29 protein-coding genes and 2 other annotated features are annotated in these 26,181 nt (G+C 29.3%); all 29 genes read left to right on the plus strand.

The features are described 5' to 3' along the window. The 29 genes from purB (at window position 1) to OCV55_RS07160 (ending at window position 26,177) form a co-directional block, all read left to right on the plus strand. Window positions 1-1,380: an adenylosuccinate lyase gene (gene purB / locus OCV55_RS07020; RefSeq protein WP_147580217.1), complete on the plus strand. Its 1,380-nt coding sequence runs from the start codon at window positions 1-3 to the stop codon at window positions 1,378-1,380. Next, window positions 1,380-1,637: a hypothetical protein gene (locus tag OCV55_RS07025; RefSeq protein ID WP_032090138.1), complete on the plus strand. Its 258-nt coding sequence runs from the start codon at window positions 1,380-1,382 to the stop codon at window positions 1,635-1,637. Before purB ends, OCV55_RS07025 begins: the two co-directional genes overlap by 1 nt. Before the next feature lie 93 nt (window positions 1,638-1,730). Continuing rightward, window positions 1,731-1,917 (plus strand) — a binding site (T-box leader). 32 nt (window positions 1,918-1,949) lie between these two features. Continuing rightward, window positions 1,950-3,233 carry a histidine--tRNA ligase gene (hisS, locus tag OCV55_RS07030; RefSeq protein ID WP_147580218.1) on the plus strand — a complete coding sequence of 428 codons (1,284 nt, stop codon included), beginning with the start codon at window positions 1,950-1,952 and terminating at the stop codon, window positions 3,231-3,233. Further along, the gene (aspS, locus tag OCV55_RS07035) at window positions 3,226-4,977 is read left to right on the plus strand and encodes an aspartate--tRNA ligase (RefSeq protein WP_147580219.1); all 1,752 of its coding nucleotides are present in this window, start codon (window positions 3,226-3,228) and stop codon (window positions 4,975-4,977) included. Before hisS ends, aspS begins: the two co-directional genes overlap by 8 nt. Then, window positions 4,970-6,037: a M24 family metallopeptidase gene (locus OCV55_RS07040; protein ID WP_147580220.1), complete on the plus strand. Its 1,068-nt coding sequence runs from the start codon at window positions 4,970-4,972 to the stop codon at window positions 6,035-6,037. The genes aspS and OCV55_RS07040 overlap by 8 nt, the downstream gene beginning before the upstream one ends. A gap of 147 nt (window positions 6,038-6,184) precedes the next feature. Next, window positions 6,185-6,520 carry a type II toxin-antitoxin system PemK/MazF family toxin gene (locus OCV55_RS07045; RefSeq protein WP_022001469.1) on the plus strand — a complete coding sequence of 112 codons (336 nt, stop codon included), beginning with the start codon at window positions 6,185-6,187 and terminating at the stop codon, window positions 6,518-6,520. Window positions 6,521-6,630: 110 nt separating this feature from the next. Beyond that, on the plus strand, window positions 6,631-7,941 hold the full coding sequence (locus OCV55_RS07050) for a UDP-N-acetylmuramate--L-alanine ligase (RefSeq protein WP_032090134.1): 1,311 nt from the start codon (window positions 6,631-6,633) through the stop codon (window positions 7,939-7,941). 47 nt (window positions 7,942-7,988) lie between these two features. Next, the gene (locus tag OCV55_RS07055) at window positions 7,989-8,276 is read left to right on the plus strand and encodes a DUF948 domain-containing protein (RefSeq protein WP_032090133.1); all 288 of its coding nucleotides are present in this window, start codon (window positions 7,989-7,991) and stop codon (window positions 8,274-8,276) included. Between the two features lie 14 nt (window positions 8,277-8,290). Further along, on the plus strand, window positions 8,291-8,767 hold the full coding sequence (locus tag OCV55_RS07060) for a YtxH domain-containing protein (RefSeq protein ID WP_032090132.1): 477 nt from the start codon (window positions 8,291-8,293) through the stop codon (window positions 8,765-8,767). Then, window positions 8,767-9,771, plus strand: a complete 1,005-nt coding sequence (locus tag OCV55_RS07065; RefSeq protein ID WP_032090131.1) for a LacI family DNA-binding transcriptional regulator — start codon at window positions 8,767-8,769, stop codon at window positions 9,769-9,771. Before OCV55_RS07060 ends, OCV55_RS07065 begins: the two co-directional genes overlap by 1 nt. Before the next feature lie 62 nt (window positions 9,772-9,833). Further along, window positions 9,834-10,031 (plus strand) — a binding site (T-box leader). Between the two features lie 31 nt (window positions 10,032-10,062). Beyond that, complete coding sequence (gene tyrS / locus OCV55_RS07070; RefSeq protein ID WP_032090130.1) at window positions 10,063-11,295, plus strand: tyrosine--tRNA ligase; 1,233 nt, start codon at window positions 10,063-10,065, stop codon at window positions 11,293-11,295. Window positions 11,296-11,357: 62 nt separating this feature from the next. Further along, the gene (locus OCV55_RS07075; RefSeq protein ID WP_032090129.1) at window positions 11,358-12,155 is read left to right on the plus strand and encodes a YihY/virulence factor BrkB family protein; all 798 of its coding nucleotides are present in this window, start codon (window positions 11,358-11,360) and stop codon (window positions 12,153-12,155) included. Window positions 12,156-12,167: 12 nt separating this feature from the next. Further along, entirely contained in the window at window positions 12,168-12,443 is a 276-nt protein-coding gene (locus tag OCV55_RS07080; protein ID WP_147580221.1) for a helix-turn-helix domain-containing protein, read from the plus strand. Continuing rightward, entirely contained in the window at window positions 12,443-12,700 is a 258-nt protein-coding gene (locus OCV55_RS07085) for a DUF1294 domain-containing protein (protein ID WP_254697682.1), read from the plus strand. Before OCV55_RS07080 ends, OCV55_RS07085 begins: the two co-directional genes overlap by 1 nt. A gap of 99 nt (window positions 12,701-12,799) precedes the next feature. Then, window positions 12,800-13,657 (plus strand): YitT family protein, encoded by an 858-nt coding sequence (locus tag OCV55_RS07090; RefSeq protein ID WP_147580222.1) that lies wholly within the window; start codon window positions 12,800-12,802, stop codon window positions 13,655-13,657. Further along, a complete protein-coding gene (locus tag OCV55_RS07095; protein ID WP_147580223.1) occupies window positions 13,647-14,180 on the plus strand; it encodes a 2'-5' RNA ligase family protein in 534 nt (177 codons plus the stop codon). The genes OCV55_RS07090 and OCV55_RS07095 overlap by 11 nt, the downstream gene beginning before the upstream one ends. A gap of 83 nt (window positions 14,181-14,263) precedes the next feature. Next, window positions 14,264-15,595: an MATE family efflux transporter gene (locus tag OCV55_RS07100; protein ID WP_147580224.1), complete on the plus strand. Its 1,332-nt coding sequence runs from the start codon at window positions 14,264-14,266 to the stop codon at window positions 15,593-15,595. A gap of 50 nt (window positions 15,596-15,645) precedes the next feature. Further along, entirely contained in the window at window positions 15,646-16,224 is a 579-nt protein-coding gene (locus OCV55_RS07105; protein WP_147580225.1) for a TetR/AcrR family transcriptional regulator C-terminal domain-containing protein, read from the plus strand. A 91-nt stretch (window positions 16,225-16,315) separates the two neighbouring features. Beyond that, a complete protein-coding gene (locus OCV55_RS07110) occupies window positions 16,316-16,891 on the plus strand; it encodes a histidine phosphatase family protein (protein ID WP_032090124.1) in 576 nt (191 codons plus the stop codon). 8 nt (window positions 16,892-16,899) lie between these two features. Next, the gene (locus OCV55_RS07115) at window positions 16,900-17,889 is read left to right on the plus strand and encodes an aldo/keto reductase (protein WP_147580226.1); all 990 of its coding nucleotides are present in this window, start codon (window positions 16,900-16,902) and stop codon (window positions 17,887-17,889) included. Between the two features lie 76 nt (window positions 17,890-17,965). After that, on the plus strand, window positions 17,966-18,901 hold the full coding sequence (locus tag OCV55_RS07120; protein ID WP_032090122.1) for a carbohydrate kinase family protein: 936 nt from the start codon (window positions 17,966-17,968) through the stop codon (window positions 18,899-18,901). A gap of 79 nt (window positions 18,902-18,980) precedes the next feature. Continuing rightward, window positions 18,981-20,468, plus strand: coding sequence for a L,D-transpeptidase family protein (locus tag OCV55_RS07125; RefSeq protein WP_147580227.1), 1,488 nt, complete (start codon window positions 18,981-18,983; stop codon window positions 20,466-20,468). Window positions 20,469-20,585: 117 nt separating this feature from the next. Continuing rightward, the gene (locus OCV55_RS07130; protein ID WP_147580228.1) at window positions 20,586-20,999 is read left to right on the plus strand and encodes a Fur family transcriptional regulator; all 414 of its coding nucleotides are present in this window, start codon (window positions 20,586-20,588) and stop codon (window positions 20,997-20,999) included. Continuing rightward, window positions 20,996-21,952, plus strand: coding sequence for a metal ABC transporter substrate-binding protein (locus OCV55_RS07135; RefSeq protein ID WP_052010865.1), 957 nt, complete (start codon window positions 20,996-20,998; stop codon window positions 21,950-21,952). Before OCV55_RS07130 ends, OCV55_RS07135 begins: the two co-directional genes overlap by 4 nt. Window positions 21,953-21,966: 14 nt before the next feature. After that, window positions 21,967-22,656 carry a metal ABC transporter ATP-binding protein gene (locus tag OCV55_RS07140; protein WP_022001488.1) on the plus strand — a complete coding sequence of 230 codons (690 nt, stop codon included), beginning with the start codon at window positions 21,967-21,969 and terminating at the stop codon, window positions 22,654-22,656. Beyond that, window positions 22,649-23,488 (plus strand): metal ABC transporter permease, encoded by an 840-nt coding sequence (locus tag OCV55_RS07145; protein WP_032090119.1) that lies wholly within the window; start codon window positions 22,649-22,651, stop codon window positions 23,486-23,488. The genes OCV55_RS07140 and OCV55_RS07145 overlap by 8 nt, the downstream gene beginning before the upstream one ends. A gap of 64 nt (window positions 23,489-23,552) precedes the next feature. Next, window positions 23,553-24,395 (plus strand): tRNA pseudouridine(55) synthase TruB, encoded by an 843-nt coding sequence (gene truB, locus OCV55_RS07150; protein WP_147580230.1) that lies wholly within the window; start codon window positions 23,553-23,555, stop codon window positions 24,393-24,395. Further along, window positions 24,395-25,303, plus strand: a complete 909-nt coding sequence (gene ribF / locus OCV55_RS07155) for a riboflavin biosynthesis protein RibF (RefSeq protein WP_267309858.1) — start codon at window positions 24,395-24,397, stop codon at window positions 25,301-25,303. Before truB ends, ribF begins: the two co-directional genes overlap by 1 nt. A gap of 40 nt (window positions 25,304-25,343) precedes the next feature. Next, a complete protein-coding gene (locus OCV55_RS07160) occupies window positions 25,344-26,177 on the plus strand; it encodes a DMT family transporter (RefSeq protein WP_032090116.1) in 834 nt (277 codons plus the stop codon). The last annotated feature ends 4 nt before the right edge of the window (window positions 26,178-26,181 follow it).

A 26,181-nucleotide genomic window follows, 5' to 3' on the forward strand; every position in this document is an offset into this window, starting at 1 on the left:
ATGGATAAACAACAATTTGAATGTTTTACATTAAGTCCTTTAGATGGACGTTATGCAGGTATTAAAGATGCTTTAGGTGAATATTTTTCTGAATATGCTTTAGTGAAATATCGTGTTTTTGTTGAAATTCAATGGTTAAAATTTTTAATTGAAAATGTAGAAAGTGATGTTCTTTCTAAATTTGACAAAGATAACTTAGGACAAATCGAAGCTATTTCAAAAGATTTCAATTATGATTCTTTTAAAGCAATCAAAGATATTGAAGCTGTTACAAGACATGATGTTAAAGCAGTAGAATATTTCATTGGAAATCAATTAAAAGATATGGGTTATGATTATTTAATCAGTTTTGTTCATATTGGATGTACTTCAGAAGATATTAATAATACATCTTATGCTTGTATGATCAAACATGGTTTAAATGATGTTTGGTTAAAGAAAGCAAAAGAATTTACTGCTGTTATTAATAAATGGGCTGTTGAACATAAAAATGATGCGATGTTAGCTCATACTCATGGTCAACCTGCCACACCAACAACAATTGGTAAGGAATTTAAAGTTTATGCTTATCGTTTTACTTCAAGCGTTGAAAATATTGAAAATATTAAAATTAAAGCTAAATTTAATGGGGCAACAGGAAACTATAGTGCTATTTTAACAGCATTTCCTCAATTAGATTGGCAAACTCTTAATAAAAAATTTGTAGAAGAATATTTAGGGTTAACTTACAATCCTTTAACAACACAAATTGAAAGCCATGATTATACATGTCATATTTTAGATGGTATTCGTCATTTCAATAATGTGTTAGTGGATTTTGATGTTGATATGTGGTTATACATTTCAATGGAATACTTCAAACAAATTCCTGTAAAAGGAGAAGTAGGAAGTAGTACAATGCCTCATAAAGTCAATCCAATTCGTTTTGAAAACTCAGAAGCAAATGTTGATATGTCTAATAATATTTGTGTTGGTTTATCAAACAAATTACCTAGATCACGTATGCAAAGAGATTTATCAGATAGTTCAAGTCAAAGAAATATTGGTTTAGCTTTTGGTTATTCTTTACAAGCAATTAGTGAAACAACAAATGGTTTAGCTAAATGTGTTGTTAATAAAGATAAACTTGCAGCTGACTTAAATGAAAAATGGGAAGTTCTTGCTGAACCAATTCAAACAATGCTTAGAAAATATGGTATTTCTGATGCCTATGATCAATTAAAAGAACTTACAAGAGGTAAAAATATTTCACAAGAAGCAATTATGGAATTTGCGAAAGGATTAGATGTTTTATCAGATGAAGATCGTCAAACTTTATTAGATATGACACCTGCAAGTTATATTGGATATGCTTCTAACTTATGTGATATTGATTTATAATGATTGATCGTCGTGCAATAAATATTTTATATAATGATCAAGTTGGCAAAAAGCTGGTAGAAGATTTCTATCAGCTTCTTGTTGTTTATAGTCAAAATGAAAAAATAAAACCTGTTGAAAGTTATCTTTTAAAATTGAATGATATTGCTAGAAAGAAGAAAATACGTCTTGTTTATTATGATAACCATAGTTTAAAAGAAGATCTGTCACAATTTATTGTAGAAGAGTATCGTCTTTCAAAAATGGAACAAAAATGAGACAAATTTGAGACATAAATGATTAAAAAACGTGGTATACTATAGATGCTAGAAATAGGAATTGATTTTTTAGTCATTATTTTATATAATCTTTGTAATCCATTGAGCAAGATTAAATAGTGGAAATAGTTAGAGAGAAGATGGTTGGTGAAAATCTTTGTATGGAAGCTATGGGACACTTGTGAGGAATTACTTGAAAAGAGTAATCGTTAATCGCGTTAAGATGAAAGTGCGTATGAAAATACGAATTAAGGTGGTACCGCGTTGAAACGTCCTTATGAGGGCGTTTTTATATTTTAAGGAGGAAAAATAATGGGATATAGTGCACCAAGAGGTACGGTAGATATTTTACCAGGACAAAGTGAAAAATGGATTAAATTAGAACAATTGTTAAGAACGATTGCCGCTAATTATAATGTCAAAGAAATGAGAACACCAATTTTCGAACATGCTGAATTATTTAACAGAGCTGTTGGGGATACAAGTGATGTTGTTTCTAAAGAAATGTATACTTTTCAAGATAAAAAAGGAAGATATATTTCACTTAGACCAGAAGGAACTTCTGGTATTGCAAGAGCTTATGTAGAAAATAAAATGTATGGTTTACCAGAAAAACTACAAAAAGTTTATTATATGGGACCAATGTTTAGATATGAAAGACCTCAAAACGGTCGACAAAGACAATTCCACCAATTTGGGGTAGAAATGTTAGGTGTTGAATCGCCTTATGTAGATGTTGAATGTATGCTTATGGCAGTGACTGTTGTTGAAGCATTAGGACTTCAAAATGTCACACTTCATATCAACTCTTTAGGTGATAATGAATCAAGAGATGCTTATCGTGAAGCTTTAAAAGATCATTTTAGAGGCCATTTAGATGACTTATGCGAAGATTGTAAAGCACGTTTTGAAAAGAACCCTTTACGTATTTTAGATTGCAAAGTGGATGCGAAACATCCAGCTATGAAAACAGCACCGAAAACAATTGATTATTTAAGCGAAAGTGCTAAAAATCATTTTGATAAAGTATGTTCTTTATTAGATGATTTAGAAATTGATTATGTTATTGATACAAATTTAGTAAGAGGATTAGATTATTATTCTCATACTGTTTTTGAAATCATTTCTGATGATCCAAAATTAGGTGCTGGAGCTACTGTTGGTGGTGGTGGACGCTACAATGGTTTAATCGAAGAAATTGGTGGACCGGCTACACCTGGTGTTGGCTTTGCTTTTGGTATGGAAAGACTCCTTCTTGCTTTAGATGATGAAGAAGATGAAGACGAAGATGGTTTAGATTGTTATATTATGCCTTTAGGCGAAGAAGCAAAAGATCTTGCTATGCAAATTATTGCGATGTTAAGAGCAAATGGCTTTACATGTGAAATGGATCATGTATCTCGTGGCTTAAAAGGACAATTTAAATCAGCAGATCGTTTTAATGCACATTTCTCTATTATTTTAGGGGAAGAAGAAGTAAAAAATGAAGTGGTTAATATTAAATGTAATCATGATAAAGAACAAGTTGTAGTACCATTAGAAAATATTTTGGCACATATTGAAAATCATTTAAGTGGAGGACATGAACATGAATAGAACACATAATAACGGTGAACTTCGTTTAGAAAATGTTGGACAAACAGTTGAACTAAAAGGATGGGTTGCTAAAAAGAGAAATTTAGGAGCTCTTGTATTTATTGATTTAAGAGACCGTTATGGAATTACACAAATTATTATCAATGAAGAAATGGAAAACATTTCAAAAGATATTAAAAATGAATATATTTTATATGTTAAAGGAACTGTTGTAGAACGTTCTAGCAAAAATCCAAATATGCCTACAGGGGATATTGAAGTCGATGCATCAGAAATCAAAATCATCAATACAGCCAATACGACACCAATTATTGTTGCAGATGATACAGATGCTTTAGAAGAAACAAGAATGCAATATCGTTATCTTGATTTAAGAAGACCTGTTATGCAAAATAAAATTCTAACAAGACATAAAATTACAAGAAGTATTAGAGAATACTTAGATGGTCATGATTTTGTGGATATTGAAACACCTTATTTAAACAGATCAACTCCTGAAGGAGCAAGAGATTTCTTAGTACCTTCGCGTGTACATCATGGTGATTTCTATGCTTTACCACAATCACCTCAATTATTTAAACAATTATTAATGGTTGCTGGTTTTGAAAAATATTACCAAATTGCTCGTTGTTTCAGAGATGAAGATTTAAGAGCGGATCGTCAACCAGAATTTACTCAAGTTGATGTTGAAATGTCATTTATGACTACAGATGAAATCATCGAAGTTGGTGAAAATATGGTAGCTAAAGTCATCAAAGATGTAAAAGGTGTTGATGTTAAGTTACCACTTCCACGTATGACGTGGCATGAAGCGATGGAAACATATGGTATTGATAAACCAGATATCCGTTTTGATATGAAACTTGTTAACTTAAATGAAGTTGTTAAAGATGTTGATTTTATGGTATTTAAATCAGCTTTAGAAAATAATGGATATGTTAAAGGGATTAATGTTAAAAATCATGCAAGTGATTATTCAAGAAAGAAAATTGATCAATTAACAGAACTTGCAAAAACATATAAAGCAAAAGGTCTTGCTTGGTTAAAAGTAAATAATGGTGTCGGTGAAGGGCCAATTGCTAAATTCTTTAGCGAAGAACAAATGCAAAGATTAATTGAAGCAATGAATGGTGAAGATAACGACTTATTATTATTTGTATCGGATACAAAATATATGGTTGTTTGTGATGCTTTAGCTGCTTTACGTAATCATTTAGGAAAAGAATTAAATTTATATGATCCAAAAGAATTAGGATTATTATGGGTTGTTGATTTCCCAATGTTTGAATATGATGATGAAACTCAAAGATATTATGCAATGCATCATCCATTTACAAGACCTAAAGAATCAGATTTAGATAAAATAGATAAAGATCCAGCAAATTGTCTTGCTGATGCCTATGATATTGTTTTAAATGGTTTTGAACTTGGTGGAGGTTCTCAACGTATTTACGAACAAGACTTACAACAAAGAGCTTTCAAAGCTTTAAGTTTAACAGATGAACAAGTAAGAAATAAATTTGGTTGGTTTGTTGATGCATTAAAATATGGGACACCACCACATGGAGGATTTGCTTTAGGATTAGATCGTCTTGCCATGTTACTCACTGAAAGTGATTCTATTAGAGACGTTATTGCTTTTCCTAAAAATGCCAGTGCAACATGTCCAATGTCTAAAGCACCAAACAGTGTAGAAGAAGATCAATTAAAAGAATTAGGTATTGGAGTTTTAAAAGATGAATAACGATCGTATACAAGAAATACTTGATTTAATGGAAGAAGCAAGATTGGATTACTTTTTAATAAGTGATCCTCAATCAATTGCTTATTGTACAGGATACTATAATGATCCGCATGAAAGAATGTTTGTTTTCATGATTTCAAAACATGGAAATCATACCTTATTCATGAATGATTTATTTTATTTGGATCATGATTTAGATGTTAACATTGTTTGGCATAAAGATGGACAAGATGCTATTCAAACAATTGTTGATGAAATGCATTTTCCAGGAAGAATTGGAATTGATAAAAATTGGGCCTCACATTTCTTGTTAGATCTTATGAAAAAACTCCCAGATGCAAAGTATATCAATGCTTCACCATGTGTTGATCTCGTACGCATGAAAAAAGATTTACAAGAACAAGTTTTAATGATTGAATCAAGTAAAATCAATGATGCTGTTATGGAAGAAATCATTCCATTCATTCAAGAAGGCGTGACAGAAAAACAACTTGCTAAAAAATTAGATGAATTATTTTTCAATCATCATTCTACTTGTTATGGGGCGATTGTTGCATTTGGTAAAAACGCTGCTGATCCACATCATGAAAATGATGATACACTACTTAGAAAAGGTGATTGTGTACTGATTGACATGGGATGTGTTTATAAAGGGTATTGTTCTGATATGACACGTACATTCTTTTATGAAGGTATTTTGGAAGAAGAAATTAAAGTTTATGAAATTGTAAAAAAATCAAATGAAGCTGCAGAAGCAATGATCAAACCAGGAGTTAAATTATCAGATATTGATAAGTGTGCAAGAAAAGTCATCAGTGATGAAGGCTATGGAAAATATTTTACACATCGTTTAGGACATTTTATTGGTCGAGATGTTCATGAATATGGAGATGTCTCTTCGGTAAATGAAATGGAAGTTGAAGAAGGAATGATTTTTTCAATTGAACCAGGTATTTATTTAGAAGGAAATTTCGGAGTACGTGTAGAAGATCTAGTTATGGTGACAAAAGATGGATGTCAGGTTTTAAATTCATTTACAAAAGATATTTATATTATTTAAAAACGAGCTTGTGCTCGTTTTTTTTGTATAAAAAAGAAAAAAATGAGTAAACTTTTAAAGTGAAAAAATATTTTTAAAGCCTCTTTAAATAGACAAATTTTGTCAACAAGAAATTATATAATAATATCAAAAGAAAGGATGAATTATATGGAAGTAAAAAGAGGAGATTTGTTTTATGCTGATTTGAGTGTAGGTGTAGGAAGTGAACAATCTGGAATTCGACCTGTTGTTGTTATTCAAAATGATAGTGGGAATCGATTTAGTACAACTATTATTATTTCACCTTTGACATCATCTAAAAAGAAAAATATTCCTACCCATACATTTATTAAATCAAGAGATGATTTAAAAGAAAATTCAATTGCCTTGCTTGAACAAATGAGGACCATTGATAAATCACGGTTGATTAGAAAAATAGGGGAATTAACGCCATTAGAAATGGAACGTATTAATAAATGTATTCGTATTAGTTTAGGGGTTTAAACTTACATAGAATGTTTCAAAACGGGCTTTGCTCGTTTTTTTTAAAAAATATACACTTAACAAAGAAAAAGAAATCAATTTGTGATAGAATAGTTAGCGAGGTGACAAGTATGTATTATTTTATAGGAATTAAAGGGTCAGGAATGGCTCCACTAGCAACAATTTTATATGAATTAGGGAACGAAGTTGCTGGAAGTGATATTGATAAATATATATTTATTGAAGATGAATTGAGAAAAAGAAATATTCCAATTTATTCATTCAATAAAGATAATATAAAGGATGGTTATCACGTAATTATTGGTAATGCTTTTGATGAATCTAATGAAGAAGTCAAAGCAGCTTTAGAAAATCCAAATGTAAAGTGTACAAGATATTATGATTTCTTAGCTGATTTTATGGAACATTATGTTTCTATTGCTGTTGCAGGAACACATGGAAAAACAACAACAACAGGTATGGCTTACCATTTATTTGAAGATTTTGATAAAACATCTGTTTTAATTGGTGATGGAACTGGACATGGACAAGTAGGAAGTAAATATTTTATTTCAGAAACGTGTGAATTCCAAGATCATTTCTTACATTATCATCCAGATTATGCCATTATTAATAACATTGAATTAGACCATGTTGATTATTTTGGAAATCTTGAAAGATATATTCAATCTTTTGAACAATTTGCTAAACAAGTTAAGAAAACAGTTATTGTTTGGGGAGATGACCCTAACATTAAGAAAATTCATTTTGAAAAACACGTTTTAAGATTTGGTTTAGGTGAAAATAATGATGTTCGCGCTGTTAATGTTTTAGAAACACCACAAGGATTATCATTTGATGTTTATATTCATCAAGAATTATTTGGACATTTTAACATACCATTATTTGGAATGCATATGTTATATAATTCATTAGCTATTATTACTCTTGGTTATTTAGAAGATATGTCTTATGACTATATTTTAAGTAAACTTCAAACATTCAAAGGAACAAAACGTCGTTATACTGTAAAAACTCAAGGAAACAATGTTTTTGTTGACGATTATGCACATCATCCAACTGCAATCAGATATGTTATTGAAGCAACAAGAGTGAGATATCCTGGTAAGAAAATCGTTGCCATTTTCCAACCAGATCGTTTTTCAAGGGGAGCGCGTTTTGCTAAAGAATTTGCTCAAGAAATGGATAAAGCGGATTACCCATATTTCTGTCCATTCCCAGAAAATGCAAAACATGAAGACGGTATTGATATTGATATCTATGATATTTCAAAAAATAGTGCACGTGCTAAAGTCATTACTGAAGATGAAGCAGGTGTTAAAGAATTAATGCAATATGATAACTGTGTATTCTTATTTATGAGTAGTAAAGATATTTATAAATTTGAAGAAATGTTGATTGAAGCCAAAAAATCTATATAAAAAGAGTAAATTATGGTACAATTATTAATGAAAGTAGAGGGATGTTTATGACAACAATGGACATTTGTTACTGTGTTTTAATTTTAGCAGGTGCATTTTGTTTAGTTGCTTTAGGGGTGTTGTTTATTCGTACATCAACAGCAATTAAACAAACAGGGGATACTGTTGAAATGGCACAAGATACATTGAAAAGAGTTGATAAAATCTTAGATGATGTCAATTACAAATTAGACTTATTAAATGCGCCTGTAGAAACAGTTGCAAAGTTCTTTGATCCTCAAAGACCAAAGTTTAATCCATTGAAAATGATGATGAGCTTTATTAAGAAAAAATAGAAAGGTGAGATAATATGAAATTAGGAAGATTTTTAACAACTTTAGGAATTGGTGCTCTTGCTGGGATGTTATTGGCACCAAAAAAAGGAAGCGAGTTAAGAGAAGAATTAAAAGGTAAAGGAAAAGAAACTCTTGATAGTGCTAAAGAAATGACGGTTGAAGACTATCAAAAATTAATTAGTGAAACAATTGATAGTATTAAAAAAACAGTTGATGAATTTGATGTTGATGACTTTAAAGATAGTTCTTTAGCAAAATTAAATGAATTAAAAGATAAATTTAATGATGTTGTAACAAAATTACAAGATAGCGACCAATATTCTAAGTTAAAAGATCAAGTTGATAATGTTATTGTCCAAGTGAATGATAAAATTAATGAAGTTAAAGAAAAAATGAGCGAACAAGAATTTGATGATTTTTCTGATTTAGAAGATGAAATTAATGACATTGAAGATGATTTAAATGTCATTATCGATGATTTAAAAGACTAATGAAAAAAGCAACGATTTATGATGTTGCAAGAGAAGCAGGCGTTTCTCTTGCAACTGTATCTCGTGTTATTAATGGGTCATCAGTTGTTCGTGAAAAAACTAAAGAAAAGGTAATGAAGGTTATTGATGAACTAAACTTCAAACCTAATCAAATTGCTCGAGGTCTTGCGACAAACAAAACTACAACTATTGCAATTATCTTCCCACAATCATTATTTGCTCATGTAAAAGATATGATTGGTGGTATTGGTGATGCTGGTAGAACATTGGATTACAATATTACGATTTATACAACAGATGATATTGGAAATGGTCCAATGGACGACGTTATGGAAAAAGTCATTCGCACAAGAGCCGATGGAGTTATATTATTTAATAACGATAATATTGATCAACAAATTGAACTTGTTAAAAAACATAGTATTCCGGCAGTTGTTATTGGAATGCAAGTAAGTGATGAATCGATAGGTTCTGTTTATGTTGATGCACAAAAGATTACATATGATATTGTTAATAATTATTTAGAAAAAGGTAAAAATGATATTATTTTTGTAAGTCCTCAACAAAATCTTATTCGTACAGTTGATTTGATTGAAGGAATGAAAAAAGCTTATCAAGATCATCAATTACCATTTGATGAGTCAACACAGGTTATTAATACTTCTACTCACTATGAAGAAAGCTATACACAATTTGTTGAACATTTTAGAAATCATAAACATGATTTAGTTTTTGCAAGTTATGATAAAGAAGGGGTTGCAGTTGTTAATGCAGCAATCGATAATAACATAAGCATTCCAGATGATATGGAAGTTATGGCTATGATGGATACAAGCTACTCACTTATTTGTAGACCATCACTATCAACGATTCATCTTCCAATTTATGATATGGGTGCGTTGGCTGTACGTTTACTTACTAAAATTTTAAATCAAGAAGAATTAGAAACAAAAGAAGTGTGCGTAGGCTATACAAATATTTATCGTAAATCAACTATTCAATAAACCACGAAAGTGGTTTATTTTTATATTCACTTGACTTTGAATATGAAATTTAATATGATGTATTTACAGCAATGAAGGAGACAAGTAATATTACTTAATTGTTATAGAGAGCTTGTGGTTGGTGGAAACAAGCCAAGAGGTAATATGAATACACTCTGGAGCTTCTAAGTGCAAAGCTTAGACGGTGCAAGCCGTTATCTACTTGAGTGTATGTCTTTGACATGAATTTAGGATGGTACCGCGATCAACTCGTTCCTATGGGAATGAGTTTTTTATTTCAAGGAGGAAATTATGAAGATTTATGATGAATTAGTTTGGAGAGGATTAATTAAAGATGTCAGTTCTCCAGAAATTGAAGAAAAATTAAATAATGGAGGATTAACTTTCTATATTGGAACTGATCCAACAGGAGATAGTTTGCACATTGGGCACTTTTCATCATTTTTAATTAGTAAAAGATTAAAAGATGCCGGGCATAATCCAATTTTATTAGTTGGAGGAGCAACAGGATTAATTGGTGATCCTAAACCTGATACAGAAAGACCAATGATTACAAAGGAACAAGTTCAACATAACTTTGACTGTTTAAAAGCACAAGCTCAAAAGATTTTTGGTTTTGAAGTGGTTAATAACTATGATTGGTCAAAAGATTTAAACTTTATTGACTTTTTAAGAGATTATGGTAAATATTTCAATGTCAATTATATGTTGAATAAAGACATTGTAAAAAGAAGATTAGATTTAGGTATTACTTATACTGAATTTTCTTATATGATCATGCAAGCAATGGATTTCTACTGGTTACATGAAAATAAAAATTGTCAATTACAAGTTGCTGGGCAAGACCAATGGGGAAATATTACTGCTGGTATTGAATTAATTAGAAAGAAAACTGGAAAAGAAGCCTATGGTTTTACAATGCCACTTTTAACTAAAAGTGATGGAACAAAATTTGGTAAAACAAATGGTAAAGCGATTTGGTTAGATCGAGAAAAAACTTCTCCTTATGAAATGTATCAATTCTTTATTAATTCAGAAGATGATAAAGTTATTGATTACTTAAAATTCTTAACTTTCTTAACACCAGAAGAAATTATGGAATTAGAAGAAAAAAATAAAACACAACCTCATTTAAGAGAAGCACATAAAGCTTTAGCTAGAGAAGTTATTACATTCTTACATGGTGAAGGAGCTTATGAAGAAGCAGTTCAAGTTTCACAAACATTATTCTCTGGTCAAATTCAAAATTTAACTTTAGAACAAGTTGATGTTGCTTTTGAAGGTGTACCAACAGTTGAAACTGAAGAAAATGAAATGAATATTTTAGACGCTTTAATTTTAGTTGGAGCTGCTAAAAGTAAAAGAGAAGCGAGAGAATTTGTTAATGGGGGATCTGTTTTAATCAATGGTGAACGTATTAAAGACTTAGAATTTACTGTTAAAAAAGAAGATGCTTTTGGACAAAGCAAAACAGTTATTCGTCGAGGAAAGAAAAATTATTTTGTATTAAAATATAATGGATAAAAGCTCTTAGGAGCTTTTTTTCATAAAGAATATGGTATACTATCTAATAAGGAGGGACGGCTATGGAAAAATTAAGAAGTATTTTTAATTTTATATATGGATATTATTTAGATTACCGCTATAAAGTACCACCTGCATCTGCTTTGTCTTTTGCTTATTATATGATACTTTCAATTATCCCAATATGTACATTATTAGCTTTTTTTACACCGTTTTTTCCTTTAGATATTAAAACAGCACAAGAAATTTTATCATATTATTTAAGACCGGATGTGACAAAAATGGTTATTCAACTGATAGAACCACGTTCTTTATCAATAACAACTATAACAACTTTAATAGCGTCTATCTTTGTTGTAAGTAGAGGTTTTTATCAGTTACATCGTATTTCTAAAAATATGTTTCCTAATGATAAAGAATATCCATTTTTCATTGATCAAGGAATTACTTTTTTAAAAACCATTCTTATCTTTATTTTAATACTTGCAGTGATTTCTTTATTGATTATTTTTCCGTTTTTTAAGATTATCTTTATTGATCAACATAATTTTATAACAAGAGTTTTATTCTTATTTATCATTATTTTTGTTATTTTATTTTTATTATATAAAATCATTCCTGATCAAAATGTAGATTTTTTAGATACAATTAAAGGAACAGTCGTTGCAACATTATTGATTGAATTGATTATAGGTATTTTATCTATTTATTTTTCCATTGTTGATTATAGCAACGTTTATGGTCCGCTAGCGGCGTTGGTTATGTTGATGTTTTCGATTGCTGTATGTTCAGAAGCTATTTATTTTGGTATGTATGTTATTTTTGAATGTCATATTCGAAGATTAATAAAAAAATTATAAAGGAGAAAAGTAATGTATCCTTATATCAATTTAGAAAAAACAGGCAAACAAATACAAAAGTATATGAATCAAGGTGGCTATTGTGTTCAAGATATTCAGACTTATCTAGGACTTTCTTGTAAACAAAGTGTTTATAAATGGCTAAAAGGCAAGTCATTACCTAATTTAGAACATTTATGTGCTTTAAGTTATTTGTTTCATTGTAAGCTAGATGATTTAGTTGTTACACAAATGAATTATTATGTAATCAAAGAAACAATATGTCAGTATTCATTAGGAGAGTGTTAATGATTTATTTAGTAATAATAAATGTATTAGGCTTTTTGATAATGGGTCTTGATAAAGCAAAAGCAAAAAAACAAAAATATCGTATTTCTGAAAATACTTTGCTTTTTGTGGCTTTGATAGGTGGAAGTTTAGGAAGCTATTTAGGTATGTATTGTTTTCATCATAAAACGAAACATATGAAATTTTATATAGGTATACCGTTGATTTTATTTATACAAATCTTGATTTATTGTTTTTATTTTTATACAAAATTCTAGACAAGAATTTTGTATATGCTATAATACAAACGTATTAAGCGAATGCTTTGATCCACATTGTTAGGGAAAAAACAGTGTGTTTTTTTTATGGAGGAATTTATGAAAACAAATAAAAAAGATATTCTTAGTATATTACTTGGAAATACGTTACTTGCACTTGCGGTTATTTTATTTATTGTTCCAGGACATTTATTAAGTGGTGGGACAACAGGTATTTCTTTGTTTTTAAATCATTATTTTCATTTACCAATTTCATTATTTACTTTTATTTTTAATTTTATTGTCTTTATTATTGGAGCGCTTATTTTGGGAAAGAAATTTGCTTTACAAACACTTATTTCAACATTTTATTATCCATTTATTCTAGGCGTGTTTGAACTTTCTTTTCAAGGTTTTTATTTAACCGATGATATTTTAATTAATACACTTTTTGCGGGTGTTTTAGTTGGGGTTGCTATTGCTATTGTTATTAAAGCAGGGGCTTCAACAGGAGGTATGGATATTCCACCCCTTATTTTAAATAAATTATTTAAAATTCCTGTTTCTGTTTCAATGTATGTTTTTGATACATTAATTGTGTTAGCGCAATTTGGTTTTTCTGATGTTAGACAATGTCTTTATGGAATCGTGTTAATTTTTATTTATACAATGGTTATTGATAAGATTTTAGTAATGGGTGCTCAAAAAATCGAAGTTAAAATCATTTCTTCAAAATATGAAGAAATTAGAAAGGCTATTTTAACGAATGTCGATCGTGGAGTAACAATGCTTCATGGTCAAACAGGCTATTTATTAGAAAATACAGAAGTTTTAATTAATGTTATTTCGACAAGAGAACTTGTTCAAGTTGAAAGACTTGTAAAATCTATTGATGAAGATGCGTTTATGATTATTTCAAATGTTCATGAAGTTCAAGGTAGAGGCTTTAACTTGGAAAAGGAATATATTGAAAAATAAGATGTTTCATTTAGCTTTGTATTTTGATGAAAAAACAAATCAAAAGTTTTCTTTTTTAAATAAAAAAGTCGAAAAAGAACTACATCAAAATTATTTAGAAAATCATCATATTTCTTTTCATCTAACAATTGCGACTTATAAAGAAATAGAGGAAAAGAAATTTATTGAACAGGCAAATCAGCTTTTTGAAAAAGAAAGTAGTCAAGAGCTCTATTTTGTTTCGTTAGGTTGTTTTCAAAAATCGACGCTTTATTTATTACCTGTATATAATGAATTTTTAAATCAACTAATTTTAAAAATCTATCAAACTTTTGATGAATATGTATCTATTTCACAAAAAAATCGTTATTTACCGTACCACTTTGTACCTCATGTTTCTATAAGTAGAAAGTTAAATGAACAACAAACAAATCAAGCGTTTAAGATATTGAATCATTATTTTGAACCTTTTTATGGGAAAGTCATACAGGTTGCATTAGTAAAGACAAATCCGTATCAGGAAATAAAGATATGGAATCTATAATGCTTGCAAGGCATGATAGAAGCTAAAAAAGAAGCATTTTACACAAAATGTTTCTTTTTTTATAATGAAGACAAGGGGGAGAGATGAAAATGTTTTCAAATAAAGAATTAAGAAGTATGATCATTACTTTGTTTTTTGAACAATTACTGGTTATGCTTGTTGGAATTGTTGATACTTTTGTTGTAAGTAGCTGTGGGGAAGCGGCTGTTTCGGGAGTATCACTAGTTAACCAATTTAATACAATTTTTATCTATTTATTTACAGCACTTGCTTCAGGAGGAGCAATCGTTGTCAGTCAATATATTGGTAATAAAGATGAAAAAAGAACGGTTTTATCATCAAGTCAGTTATTGATGTTTTCCATTGTTTTTTCAATTGTTTTATCAATTCTTGTATTGATTTTTAATAAACAACTTTTAGGATTACTATTTGGTAAAGTTGAATCAGATGTTATGAAGGCGTGTGTAACTTATTTACGTATTTCAGCATATTCTTATCCAGCACTTGCTATTTACAATGCAGGAGCCGCTTTATATCGTTCAATGGCCAAAACCAAAGTAACAATGTATATTTCATTTGCTGCAAATATTATCAATGTTGTGGGAAATATTATCGGTGTTTATGTTTTAAAAGCAGGAGTTGCAGGGGTTGCGTATCCTTCACTTATTTCACGTGTTTTTTCAGCAATCATTATCACAGTTTTATGTTTTAATAAAAAATTGGAAGCTTACTATGATTCAAAAGATATTTTTAGATTTGATGGAAAGATGCTCAAACGTATTTTAAATATAGCAATTCCTAATGGGGTCGAAAATGGAATTTTCCAACTTGTTAAAGTGGCTTTAAGTTCAATTGTGGCGATGTTTGGAACCTATCAAATTGCAGCTAATGGGGTTGCACAAAGTATTTGGTCATTAGCGGCACTTGTGGGTTCAGCAATGGGACCAGTCTTTATTACCGTTATTGGACAATGCATGGGTGCAAAAGATGTGGATCAAGCAAAATTCTATTTTTCAAAACTTATTAAATGGTCGCTTGTTTTTTCGATTGTATGGAATGTGCTTGTTTTAGCAATTACACCATTTATTCTACAATTTTATAATCTTGCAGATGAAACAAAACATTTGATTATTATTCTTGTTATTATTCATAATATTGCCAATACGGTAGTTTTCCCGCTTTCTGGACCTTTATCTCAAGGATTAAGAGCAACTGGAGATGTCAAATTTACGATGATTGTTTCTATTGCTTCAACTGTTGGTGGAAGACTTGTCTTATCTATTATTCTTGCTTTAGGACTTCATTTAGGTGTTATTGGTATTGCCCTTGCGATGTGTGGAGATTGGACAATTCGAGCAATTATTTTCTATTATCGTTATAAATCAAATGCTTGGACAAAATTTGAAGTTATTTAAAAACAGGATTTTATGGTATAATGTTTTCAAGCTAAGAAAGGAGTATTTTTATGGCAATTGATATTAAAGAAATACTTGCAAATGGTTTGTTAGACTTATGCCACAAAAAAGACTTATCTCAAGTAACAGTTAAAGATCTCTTGGAAACAACAGGAGTTAGTAGGCAAACATTTTATAATCATTTCCTAGATAAAAATGATTTAATTCAATATATTTACAATCATAAAATTATCAATCATTTTAATGGACAAAATACAAATCTTGATTTCTATGAGTCACTTATCGAATCTTTTGAACATATGAAACAATATCAAACCTTTTTAAAACAGGCTTGCTTAATGGATGGACAAAATTGTTTAAAGGAATACATTCCTAAACATTGTGAGGAATTTGATTTAAAATGGCATCAACAACTTTATGGTGAAAAACTAATGCCAGACGCCTTAAAATTTGCAACGATATATCACGCGAATGCTTCAAGTGCAATGACTTTGTCATGGATTTTATCGGATATGAAAGTCCCTGTAGAAGAAATGGCAAAAATGATTACCCAAATGCGAGGGCTTGGAATGGATGATTTATTTCAAGGAAGTGATTGTACAACAAATCCTTATAAAATTGACAAATAGTCTTTTTTGTCAATTTGTTGACAGAGTAATTTAATTATAAATTACTCTTTTTTTTTAGCGTATTACAATAAGAGTGAAAGAAGGGAAATGTATGAAAAAGACACTTTATTTAATGAGACATGGACAAACCTTATTTAATTTACAACATAAGATTCAAGGATGGTGTGATTCGCCACTTACAGAATTAGGAATCAAACAAGCGAAAGTTGCGGGAAAATGGTTTAAAGATCACGATATTACTTTTGATCATGCTTATTCAAGTACAAGTGAAAGATGTTGTGATACATTAGAACTTGTGACAGATATGCCTTATGTACGTACTAAAGGTTTAAAAGAAAACTATTATGGAGAGTTAGAAGGAGAAAGTGAAAGATTAAATTCTCATTTAACACCTAAAGATTGTGAAACATTCTATTTACAATATAAAGGAGAATCCTCTAATACGACAAGAGACCGTATGGTAAAAACTTTAACAGAAATTATGAATAAAGAAGACCATCATAGTGTTTTAGCCGTGAGTCACAGTGGGGCTTGTTTTAACTTTTTAAGAGCTTTCCAAGATCCTATGGAAGAATTAAAAAAAGGATTTGGAAACTGTTGTATTTTTATTTATGAATTCGATAATGGAACATTTACATTAAAAGATGTAATTAGACATCAAATCTAGGAGGAAATATGGAATACGTTAATTTAGGCAATACAGATATTAAAGTTTCAAAAGTATGTTTAGGATGTATGGGCTTTGGTAATCCACAAGCAGGAATGCATTCTTGGACACTTCCTTATGAAGAATCCAAAAAAATCATTAAACATGCCCTTGATCAAGGAATCAACTTTTTTGATACAGCAATGGGTTATCAAGGTGGAACATCAGAAGAATATTTAGGACGTGCAATTAAAGAATTTTCAAAAAGAGAAGATGTTGTTATTGCGACTAAATTTATGCCACGTAGCCAAGTACAAATTGACCAAGGAGTCAGTGCTCGAGAACATATTGAAACATGTTTAAATAATAGTCTAAAAAGATTACAAATGGATTATGTAGATCTTTATATTCTTCATCGATGGGACAATGTAACACCCATTAAAGAAACAATGGAAATCTTAAATGATCTTGTTAAATCAAAAAAAGTAAGAGCCATTGGTGTTTCTAACTGTTTTGCTTGGCAAATTGCTCGGGCTAATGAAATTGCCAAAAACAATGGATGGGCAACTTTCCAATCAATTCAAGGACATTACAATCTTATTTTTAGAGAAGAAGAAAGAGAAATGAAACCTTATTGTGATTTAATGGGGGTTTCGATGACCCCATACAGTTCACTTGCTTCTGGAAGACTTTCTAGACATCCAGGAGAAACATCTAAAAGATTAAAAGAAGATACCTATGCTAAAGGAAAATATGATGAAAGTGAAAAAGAAGATCTTGTTATCATTCAAAGAGTTGAAGAACTTGCCAAAAAAAGAAATTGTTCAATGTCAGAAATTTCTTTAGCTTGGTTGATGTCTAAAGTAACTTCACCCGTTGTTGGTGCAACTAAATTAAGTCATATTGATACAGCTTGTAAGGCTTGTGATTTAAAATTAACAGTTGAGGAAATGAAATATTTAGAAGAATGTTATAAACCACATCCATTAGTGGGTGTCATGAAAGAAAATAATCAATAAAAACAAGAAAGATTCTTTTCTTGTTTTTTATTTTTTGTTATATTATAAAAGATGAACAAGAAAGAGAGTAGATAATATGGGTATTGTAGTAATTGGTGCAGTTTTTGTAGATATTAAAGGATTTCCACTAGATGCATATATTCCAACTGGAAGAAATGCAGGACATATTAAATATATTCATGGTGGTGTAAGTAGAAATGTGGTAGAAGATATAGCAAACATTGAATTACGTCCAACATTTTTATCAATTGTTGATGATAGTGCTTTAGGAGAAGATGTTATTCGTAAATTACAAAGACATAAAGTTAATACAGAATATGTTCAAAAAATTCCTGAGGGAATGGGAACATGGCTAGCTGTATTTGATAATGATGGTGATTTGGCAGGTTCTATTTCTCAACGTCCAAATTTAATGCCAATTTTGGATTTAATTAATGAAAAGGGCGATGAAATATTCAAAGATTGTGATTCAATTGTTTTAGAAGCTGATATTGATCCTGAAATTATAAAAACTGTTTTAGATTATTCAAAAAAATATAACAAAAAAGTATTTGGTGTTATTTCGAATATGACACTTGCAGTTGATAGAAGAGACTTATTACAACAATTTGATTGTTTGGTATGCAATGAATTAGAGGCAGGTATTTTCTTTGCTGAAAATTATAGTAAAAAAAGTCCAAAAGATTTATGTGAAATCATTTATCAAAAAGTTTCTGCAGGAGCTATTAAATCAATGGTTGTTACAATGGGAAGCAAAGGAAGTATTTATGCCGATCATTTAGGAAATAAAGGAATCTGTCCTGCTAAAAAAGTAACTGTTAGAGATACAACAGGTGCTGGTGATGCTTTTTGTGCAGGGTTAACAATAGGACTTACTTATAGAAAAGATCTTTCTGATGCAGTTGAAATTGGAACAAAATTAGCAGCTTCTGTTATTACATCATCAGAAAATGTATGTCCACGTTTTTTACCACGTGAATTGGGATTGGATATGGATGTATCTGATTGTTAAAAATATCCTAAAGGATTAGGATATTTTTTTTGACAGTCTATAAATAAAGTTATAGAATATGTGCAAGTAGGTGAATTTTATGGATTTAAAGAAAATAAAAATAACAAAACAAGCTAAAATATGTTTGAGTCTCCTTATCGCCATTATCATGCTTCTTTTTATCATTATTATTTTGTATAATGATAAATTTTATCCAAATACCTCAATAGGTGGAATAGATGTTTCAAATATGACTTTGTCAGAAGCTAAAAATGCTGTTCAAACGGATTTGAAAAATCATGTTCTTGTTATTAAAGGTAGAAATAATGCAAAATATGAATTAAGAGGCGCGGATATTGATTTGAATGCTAATTATGAAAAACAAGTAGAAGATTGCTTTAAAAAGACACATGGATTATTTTCGTTTTATAAAATAATTTCAGGTGAAGATTTTGATGTAAATTTTGATGTTTCTTATAATAAAGAGGCCTTTAAAAATAATCTTTCTCAATCATTTTTAATAACAGGAGATAATTATACAATTACAGCACCAGTAGATGCACATGTGGAATATGATAAGGTTGCTAAAAGTGGTAAAATTATTAAAGAAAAACAAGGAAATCAATTAGATCAAGATAAGTTTTATAGTTATGTTGAAAAGTCTATTCAACAATTAAAGACAAAAGTCAATTTAGATAAGGCAAATGTTTATTTAAAACCAAAATATGTACAAACTGATAAAGAGGTACTAAATGAGCTAAGCCAGTATAATAATTACTTATGTCGTTGGGTTCGTTTTGATATGGGTGAAAAACACTATGAAAAAATTTCCCCTAAAGAAATTAAAGATTGGATAGTTATTGGTGATGATGCTTCTGTTTCAATTGATCAAGAAAAAATGGCACAATGGGTTGAAAAATTCTGTTTGAAATACAAAACAGTAGGAAAAACAAGAAAATTCAAGTCACATACTGGTGAAGTATTAGAAGTATCTGGTGGAGATTATGGATGGCAAATTGATTATAGTCAAACTGTTGATCAAGTTTATAAAGCGTTGACAGAAAATAATACGCAAAGTGATGTAGATGCATATGTAAAAAATAAAAGTAATACAAACAAGAAAAAATTACTTAAGAAGTTAGAACCTATTTATAAAAATAAAGCTTACAAAATGAACTTTGAAAATCCAACAGAAGATTATAATACTCAAACATATAGTGAAGTAGATATTTCAGAGCAAATGGTTTATGTTTTCCAAAATGGACAAGTTGTTTATAGTGCAAAATGTGTAACAGGACTTCCAAGTGATGCAACACGTTCTACTAAAACAGGATGCTGGTATATAAAAGATAAAAAACTCGAATATACTTTAACAGGTGCGGATTATACAACACCAACTAAATATTGGGTTCGTATTACATGGACTGGAACAGGATATCATTATATGAATCGAAGTGATTGGGATAAATGGTCGCCTGAATTATATAAAACAAGAGGTTCTCATGGATGCGTTAATTTACAATTAGAAGATGTTAAAAATATTTACAATCTTGTTTCTATGAGAGACATGGTATTTATACATGATTAGAAACCATCGAAAGATGGTTTTTTAATTTGCAAATGAATTGCATATTTATTGACATAATAAAAGAGGAATGCTAGAATCTAGTAAAATGCAAATGAATTGCAAATTAGAGGTGGTAATATGCGTTATAAAACGAAAACTTTTCAATTGATTGAAAATTACTTGAAAACGTGTTGTGATAAATGCTTTCGAGCACATGATGTTTACGATTATATCGTAGCAAATGAAATGAAAGTAAATATCTCAACTGTTTATAGGAATTTAGAACAGTTTGTTGAAGCAGGACAATTAATTAAATATAAATCGGGGAATAATGATGTTTGGATGTATCGTCTCAATCAACAGTTTAGTCAATGTCATGAACATCTTCATTTACAATGTAAAGAATGTGGAAAAATTATTCATATAAAAAAAGAATCGATGGATTCTATCATCGCAATGCTAGAAAAAGATTATAAATTCTTTTTAGACTGTGATATTTCTACTATTGGTGGTTTATGCAAAACATGTATGATGAAAAAGGAGTTAAAATGAACAAATTATTAAAATACACATTTATGTTATTATGCTGTTTTTTGCTGATGGGATGTTTACCTTTAGATAAAGAAACAGATAAAAAAAGTATTGTTTGCACAACGTATGCCCAATATAATTGGTTACAAGAAATTATTGGGGAGAATAATTCAACATTTGAACTTACTTTACTTATTAAAGATGGAGCTGATTTACATAGTTATCAGCCAACAATTCAAGATTTAGCAAAGGTATCATCTGCTGACTTATTTGTATATGTTGGTGGAGAATCCGAACAATGGGTAAGTGATGCGTTAAAAGAAGCAAAAAATAAAAATATGTTAGTTGTTGATATGATGGATGTTTTAAAAGAGAGAATCAAGGAAGAAGAACATGTGGAAGGAATGAAAGAAGATCACGACGAAAATGAAGATGAAAGTGAATATGATGAACATGTTTGGCTTTCACTTATTAATGCACATGAAGTGGTTCGCTATCTATCAAATGAAGTACAAAAATTAGATGATGTCCACAAAAAAACATATGAAGAAAATACGATACGCTATTTAAATGATATTGATGATTTAAATCATCAATATGAACAAGTGGTAGAAAATGCCACTACTAAAACATTACTTTTTGCAGATCGTTTTCCATTTAGATATTTACTGGATGATTATGATCTTAATTATTATGCAGCTTTTCCTGGATGTTCTGCAGATGTCGAAGCAAGTTTTTATACGATTACTTTTCTAGCAAATAAAATAGATCAATTGGATTTAAAAAGTATTTTTGTTATTGATCAAACAAATTTAAAAATTGCACAAACAGTTAAAGATAATACAAAAAAGAAAAATCAAAAAATCATGTATTTAGATTCTTTACAGTCAGTTGATGATCAGAAAATCAAGGATGGTTATAGTTATTTAAAGGCAATGAAATATAATTTAAAAGTGCTTAAAAAGGCATTATAGAATAAGGAGATATTATGTCATATATAAAGGTAGAAGATTTATCATTGGGATATGATAGTGAAATTGTTTGTTCAAATATAAATTTTGAAATTAATAAAAATGACTATTTATGTATTATAGGAGAAAATGGGGCAGGGAAAAGTACCTTGATCAAGACAATTTTAGATTTAAAAGAAAAAAAAGCAGGTAAGATTTTATTTTCTGAAAATTTAAAAAAATCAGAAATAGGGTATCTTCCTCAACAAACAGTTGTTCAAAAAGATTTTCCAGCAACTGTCTATGAAGTTGTTTTATCAGGTATGTTGTCACAATTAAAATATCGCCCTTTTTATACAAAAAAAGAAAAAAAACATGCAAAACAAGAAATGGAAAAATTGGGAATTACGCATTTACAAAATAAAAGTTATCGCCAGTTATCTGGTGGACAACAACAACGTGTTTTATTAGCAAGAGCTTTATGTGCTTCAGATAAAATTATATTATTAGATGAACCAGTAACTGGTTTGGATCCTCAGGTTACACAAGAATTTTATGGCTTATTAAAATCATTAAATGAACAAGGAATGACTATTGTCATGGTTTCTCATGACTTATCTGTATTAAAATATGCAACACATGTTTTATATTTAAAGAAAAAAGTCCCCATTTTTATGGAAAAAGAAATGTTTATTGAAAGGTATGGAAAGGAGATTTATAATGACTAATTTTATTGCAACATTACAATATTATTTTTCTTATCCTTTTGTACAGTATGCTTTAATTGTTGGAGTTTTAATTGCTTTATGTTCTTCATTATTAGGGGTAACACTTGTTTTAAAACGTTTTTCATTTATTGGGGATGGTCTTTCACATGTTGCCTTTGGGGCAATGGCTGTGGCGACGGTTTTACAGTTTACATCACAAACTTTATTTATCATGATTGTTACAGTTATTGCAGCTATTTTTCTTTTAAGGACGGGGCAAAATACTAAAATAAAAGGAGATTCGGCTATTGCTATGCTATCTGTAGGGGCTTTAGCTATCGGTTATTTAGTAATGAACATTTTTTCAACTTCAGCTAATGTTTCTGGAGATGTTTGTTCAACGCTTTTTGGGTCAACAACAATTTTAACTTTGACACATTTTGAAGTAGTCGTTTGTATTGTTATGTCATTGCTTGTTGTGTTGTTTTATGTTTTATTTTATAATCGAATCTTTGCAGTTACTTTTGATGAAGAATTTATGAAGGCAACGGGCAAAAAAGTAGAATTATATAATTTGATTATTGCTGTTTTAACAGCCGTAATTATTGTTCTTGCGATGAATTTAGTAGGTTCATTATTAATTACAGCTTTACTTATTTTTCCAGCTTTGTCAGCAATGAAAATAATGAATAGTTTTAAAGGAGTTGTTATTTATTCTGCGATTTTATCAGTTATTGGAGCATTTGTAGGAATTATATTATCAATATTGTTTTCAACTCCTGTTGGAGCAACTGTTGTTTTTATTAATATTATGATCTTTATTATTAATTGGATAATTTCAATATTTAAATAAGTGATTGAAAATCCTTTCTTTTCAAAAAGAAAGGATTTTGTTAAAATATACGAGGTGATTATAAATGGATGGAATATTATTAATAAATAAACCTGCAGGCTATACAAGCCATGATATTGTAGGAATAGTAAGAAAAAAATTACATACAAAAAAAGTAGGACATTGTGGAACATTAGATCCTGATGCAACGGGTGTACTTGTTGTATGTGTCAATAAAGCAACAAAAGCAATTCAATTTTTGATGAGCGATACAAAAGTATACAGGGCAACTTTATCACTAGGGAAAAGTACAGATACATATGATGCCAGTGGAAAAATATTAGAAGAAAAAGAAGTTGGACAAATATCACAAGCACAAGTTATTGATGTTTTAAATTCATTTTTAGGAAAATCTAAGCAAAAACCGCCAATTTATTCAGCAATTAAAGTAAATGGTAAAAAGCTTTATGAGTATGCAAGAAATGGTGAAGAAGTAGAAATTAAAGAACGTGATATAGAGATTATGATGATTGAATTAATTGATTTTTCAAATGATGAGATTGTTTTCGATGTTAAATGTTCTAAAGGAACCTATATTCGTTCTTTATGTGTTGATATTGCTAAAAAACTAGGGTATCCAGGACATATGTCTCATCTAGAAAGAAGACAGGCAGGGCGCTTTTTAATTACGGATTGTATTACTTTAGAACAGTTAGAAAATGATGATTATTCTTTACATTCAATAGATGACGCTTTGTGTGGTTTTCCTCAATTAAAATTAGATGATCCAACGCCAGTTTATCATGGTAAACAAATTAAAAGTGATTTGACTGGTCAAGTAGCGATTTATGATAATCAGAATCATTTATTAGCCATTTACGAAAGTACGGGACAAGGCTATTTGAAAAATGTTAGAGGTCTATGGTGATGGAAATCATTCATTTGTCAGTTGATACTCCCATGCAAGTTCATGATTCTGTTTGTGCACTAGGCTTTTTTGATGGTGTTCATTTAGGACATCAACAACTTTTAAAAGAGGTTGAACATATTGCTAAAGAAAAGGGACTAAAAAAAGCAATAATGACATTTTCTGTACATCCTAAACAAATTTTAGAAAATAATGATTATCATTATTTGATGTCATTATCTGAAAAAATAAATATTTTAAAACAATGGCAATTTGACTATTTTTATATTATTGATTTTGATCAAACTGTTGCAAATTTAAAACCCAATACTTTTTTAGAAAATTATATTATAAATCATCAAATAAAACATATTGTATGTGGTTTTGATTTTCATTTTGGGAAAAAAGGAATGGGCGATGTACATGTTTTACAAGAAAATAAATCATTTGATGTAACTGTCATAGAAGAGTACAGTGAGGATGCATTAAAAGTATCTTCATCGTACATAAAAAAGTTGTTAAATGAAGGAAATATTGAAAAAGCAAATCATTTATTGACACGATTTTATCGTGTCTCTGGACAGGTTATTTATGGTTTGCAAAATGGAAGAAAGATTGGTTTTCCTACGGCCAATATTGATTATGGACACTATGTTGTTTTAAAAAAAGGTGTTTATGGGGTCTATATAACTATTAAAGGAAAGCAATATAAAGGAATGGCTAATATTGGTTATAATCCTACAGTAGGGCTTATTGATAACTTATCTTTAGAAGTCAATATTTTTGATTTTGATCAAGATATTTATGGTGAAGATGTGGATGTGGATTTTGTGTTTAGGGTAAGAGATGAAAAGAAATTTAAATCTTTAAATCATTTAAAAGAACAATTACAAAAAGATAAAAAACATATTGATCAATTTCTGGATTAATATGTTTTTCTTTTGTCTAAAATATAAGAGGTGAAGAAAATTGCTTTATATTCATTTATTTCTAGCAAATTTAATATGGGGATTAAATGTGATTGTTACAAAATTAAATTATGATTCTTTTCATCCTCTTTTTTTAGCAATGTTAAAGATACTTTTTTCTGTATTAGCGTTGCTGTTTTATATTTATTATAAAAAAATTTCTTTTGAAAAAGTATCTATAAAAAAATTAATAGTGCAAACAAATTTAATTAATGTTATTAATTTTTTGTTGACATATTATGGTATGCAATATGTAGAAGGGACGATGACAGCAACGATTAATTGTTTAGCACCAGTTATGATGTTTATTGTATCTGTTTCTTTGTGCAAATGGAATTGGAAAATTCTGATCTCATTTATGATAAGTTTTTTAGGATTTTTAATAGCCATTCATTTTCGACTTTTTAATATAGGAAAGGGAATCTTTTTTTTAATAACGGCATTGTTTATTTACAATTTTGGTAATTATCGATTAAAAGATATTACACATAATCCATTCATTTATAACTTATATATGTTATTAATAGCTTTTTTTGAATTTATTGTTATTTTGTTGTTTCAAAAGAATGATTTATTTAAAACAGTAAACACTTTTTCTTTATGGTTATTTATTTTAACTTCTGGAATTGGATATGCCTATATTCAATGTGTTTATTTTTTATCAATTCATTCAATAGGTCCTTTAAAAACAAGTTTTTTTATGGCATTTAGTCCTGCTTTTACCTATTTTTTCTCTTTGATTTTATTAAAAGAAAAATTTGATTTTTTTGTTTTAATTGGATTTATAGTGATTTTTACAGCTTCGTTTTATTTTATCTCAAAGAAAGAAAATTAGATTT

It is taken from the genome of [Clostridium] ammoniilyticum, assembly GCF_025566905.1.
In the GTDB taxonomy this organism is placed as follows: Bacteria; Bacillota_I; Bacilli_A; order Erysipelotrichales; family Coprobacillaceae; genus Faecalibacillus; species Faecalibacillus intestinalis.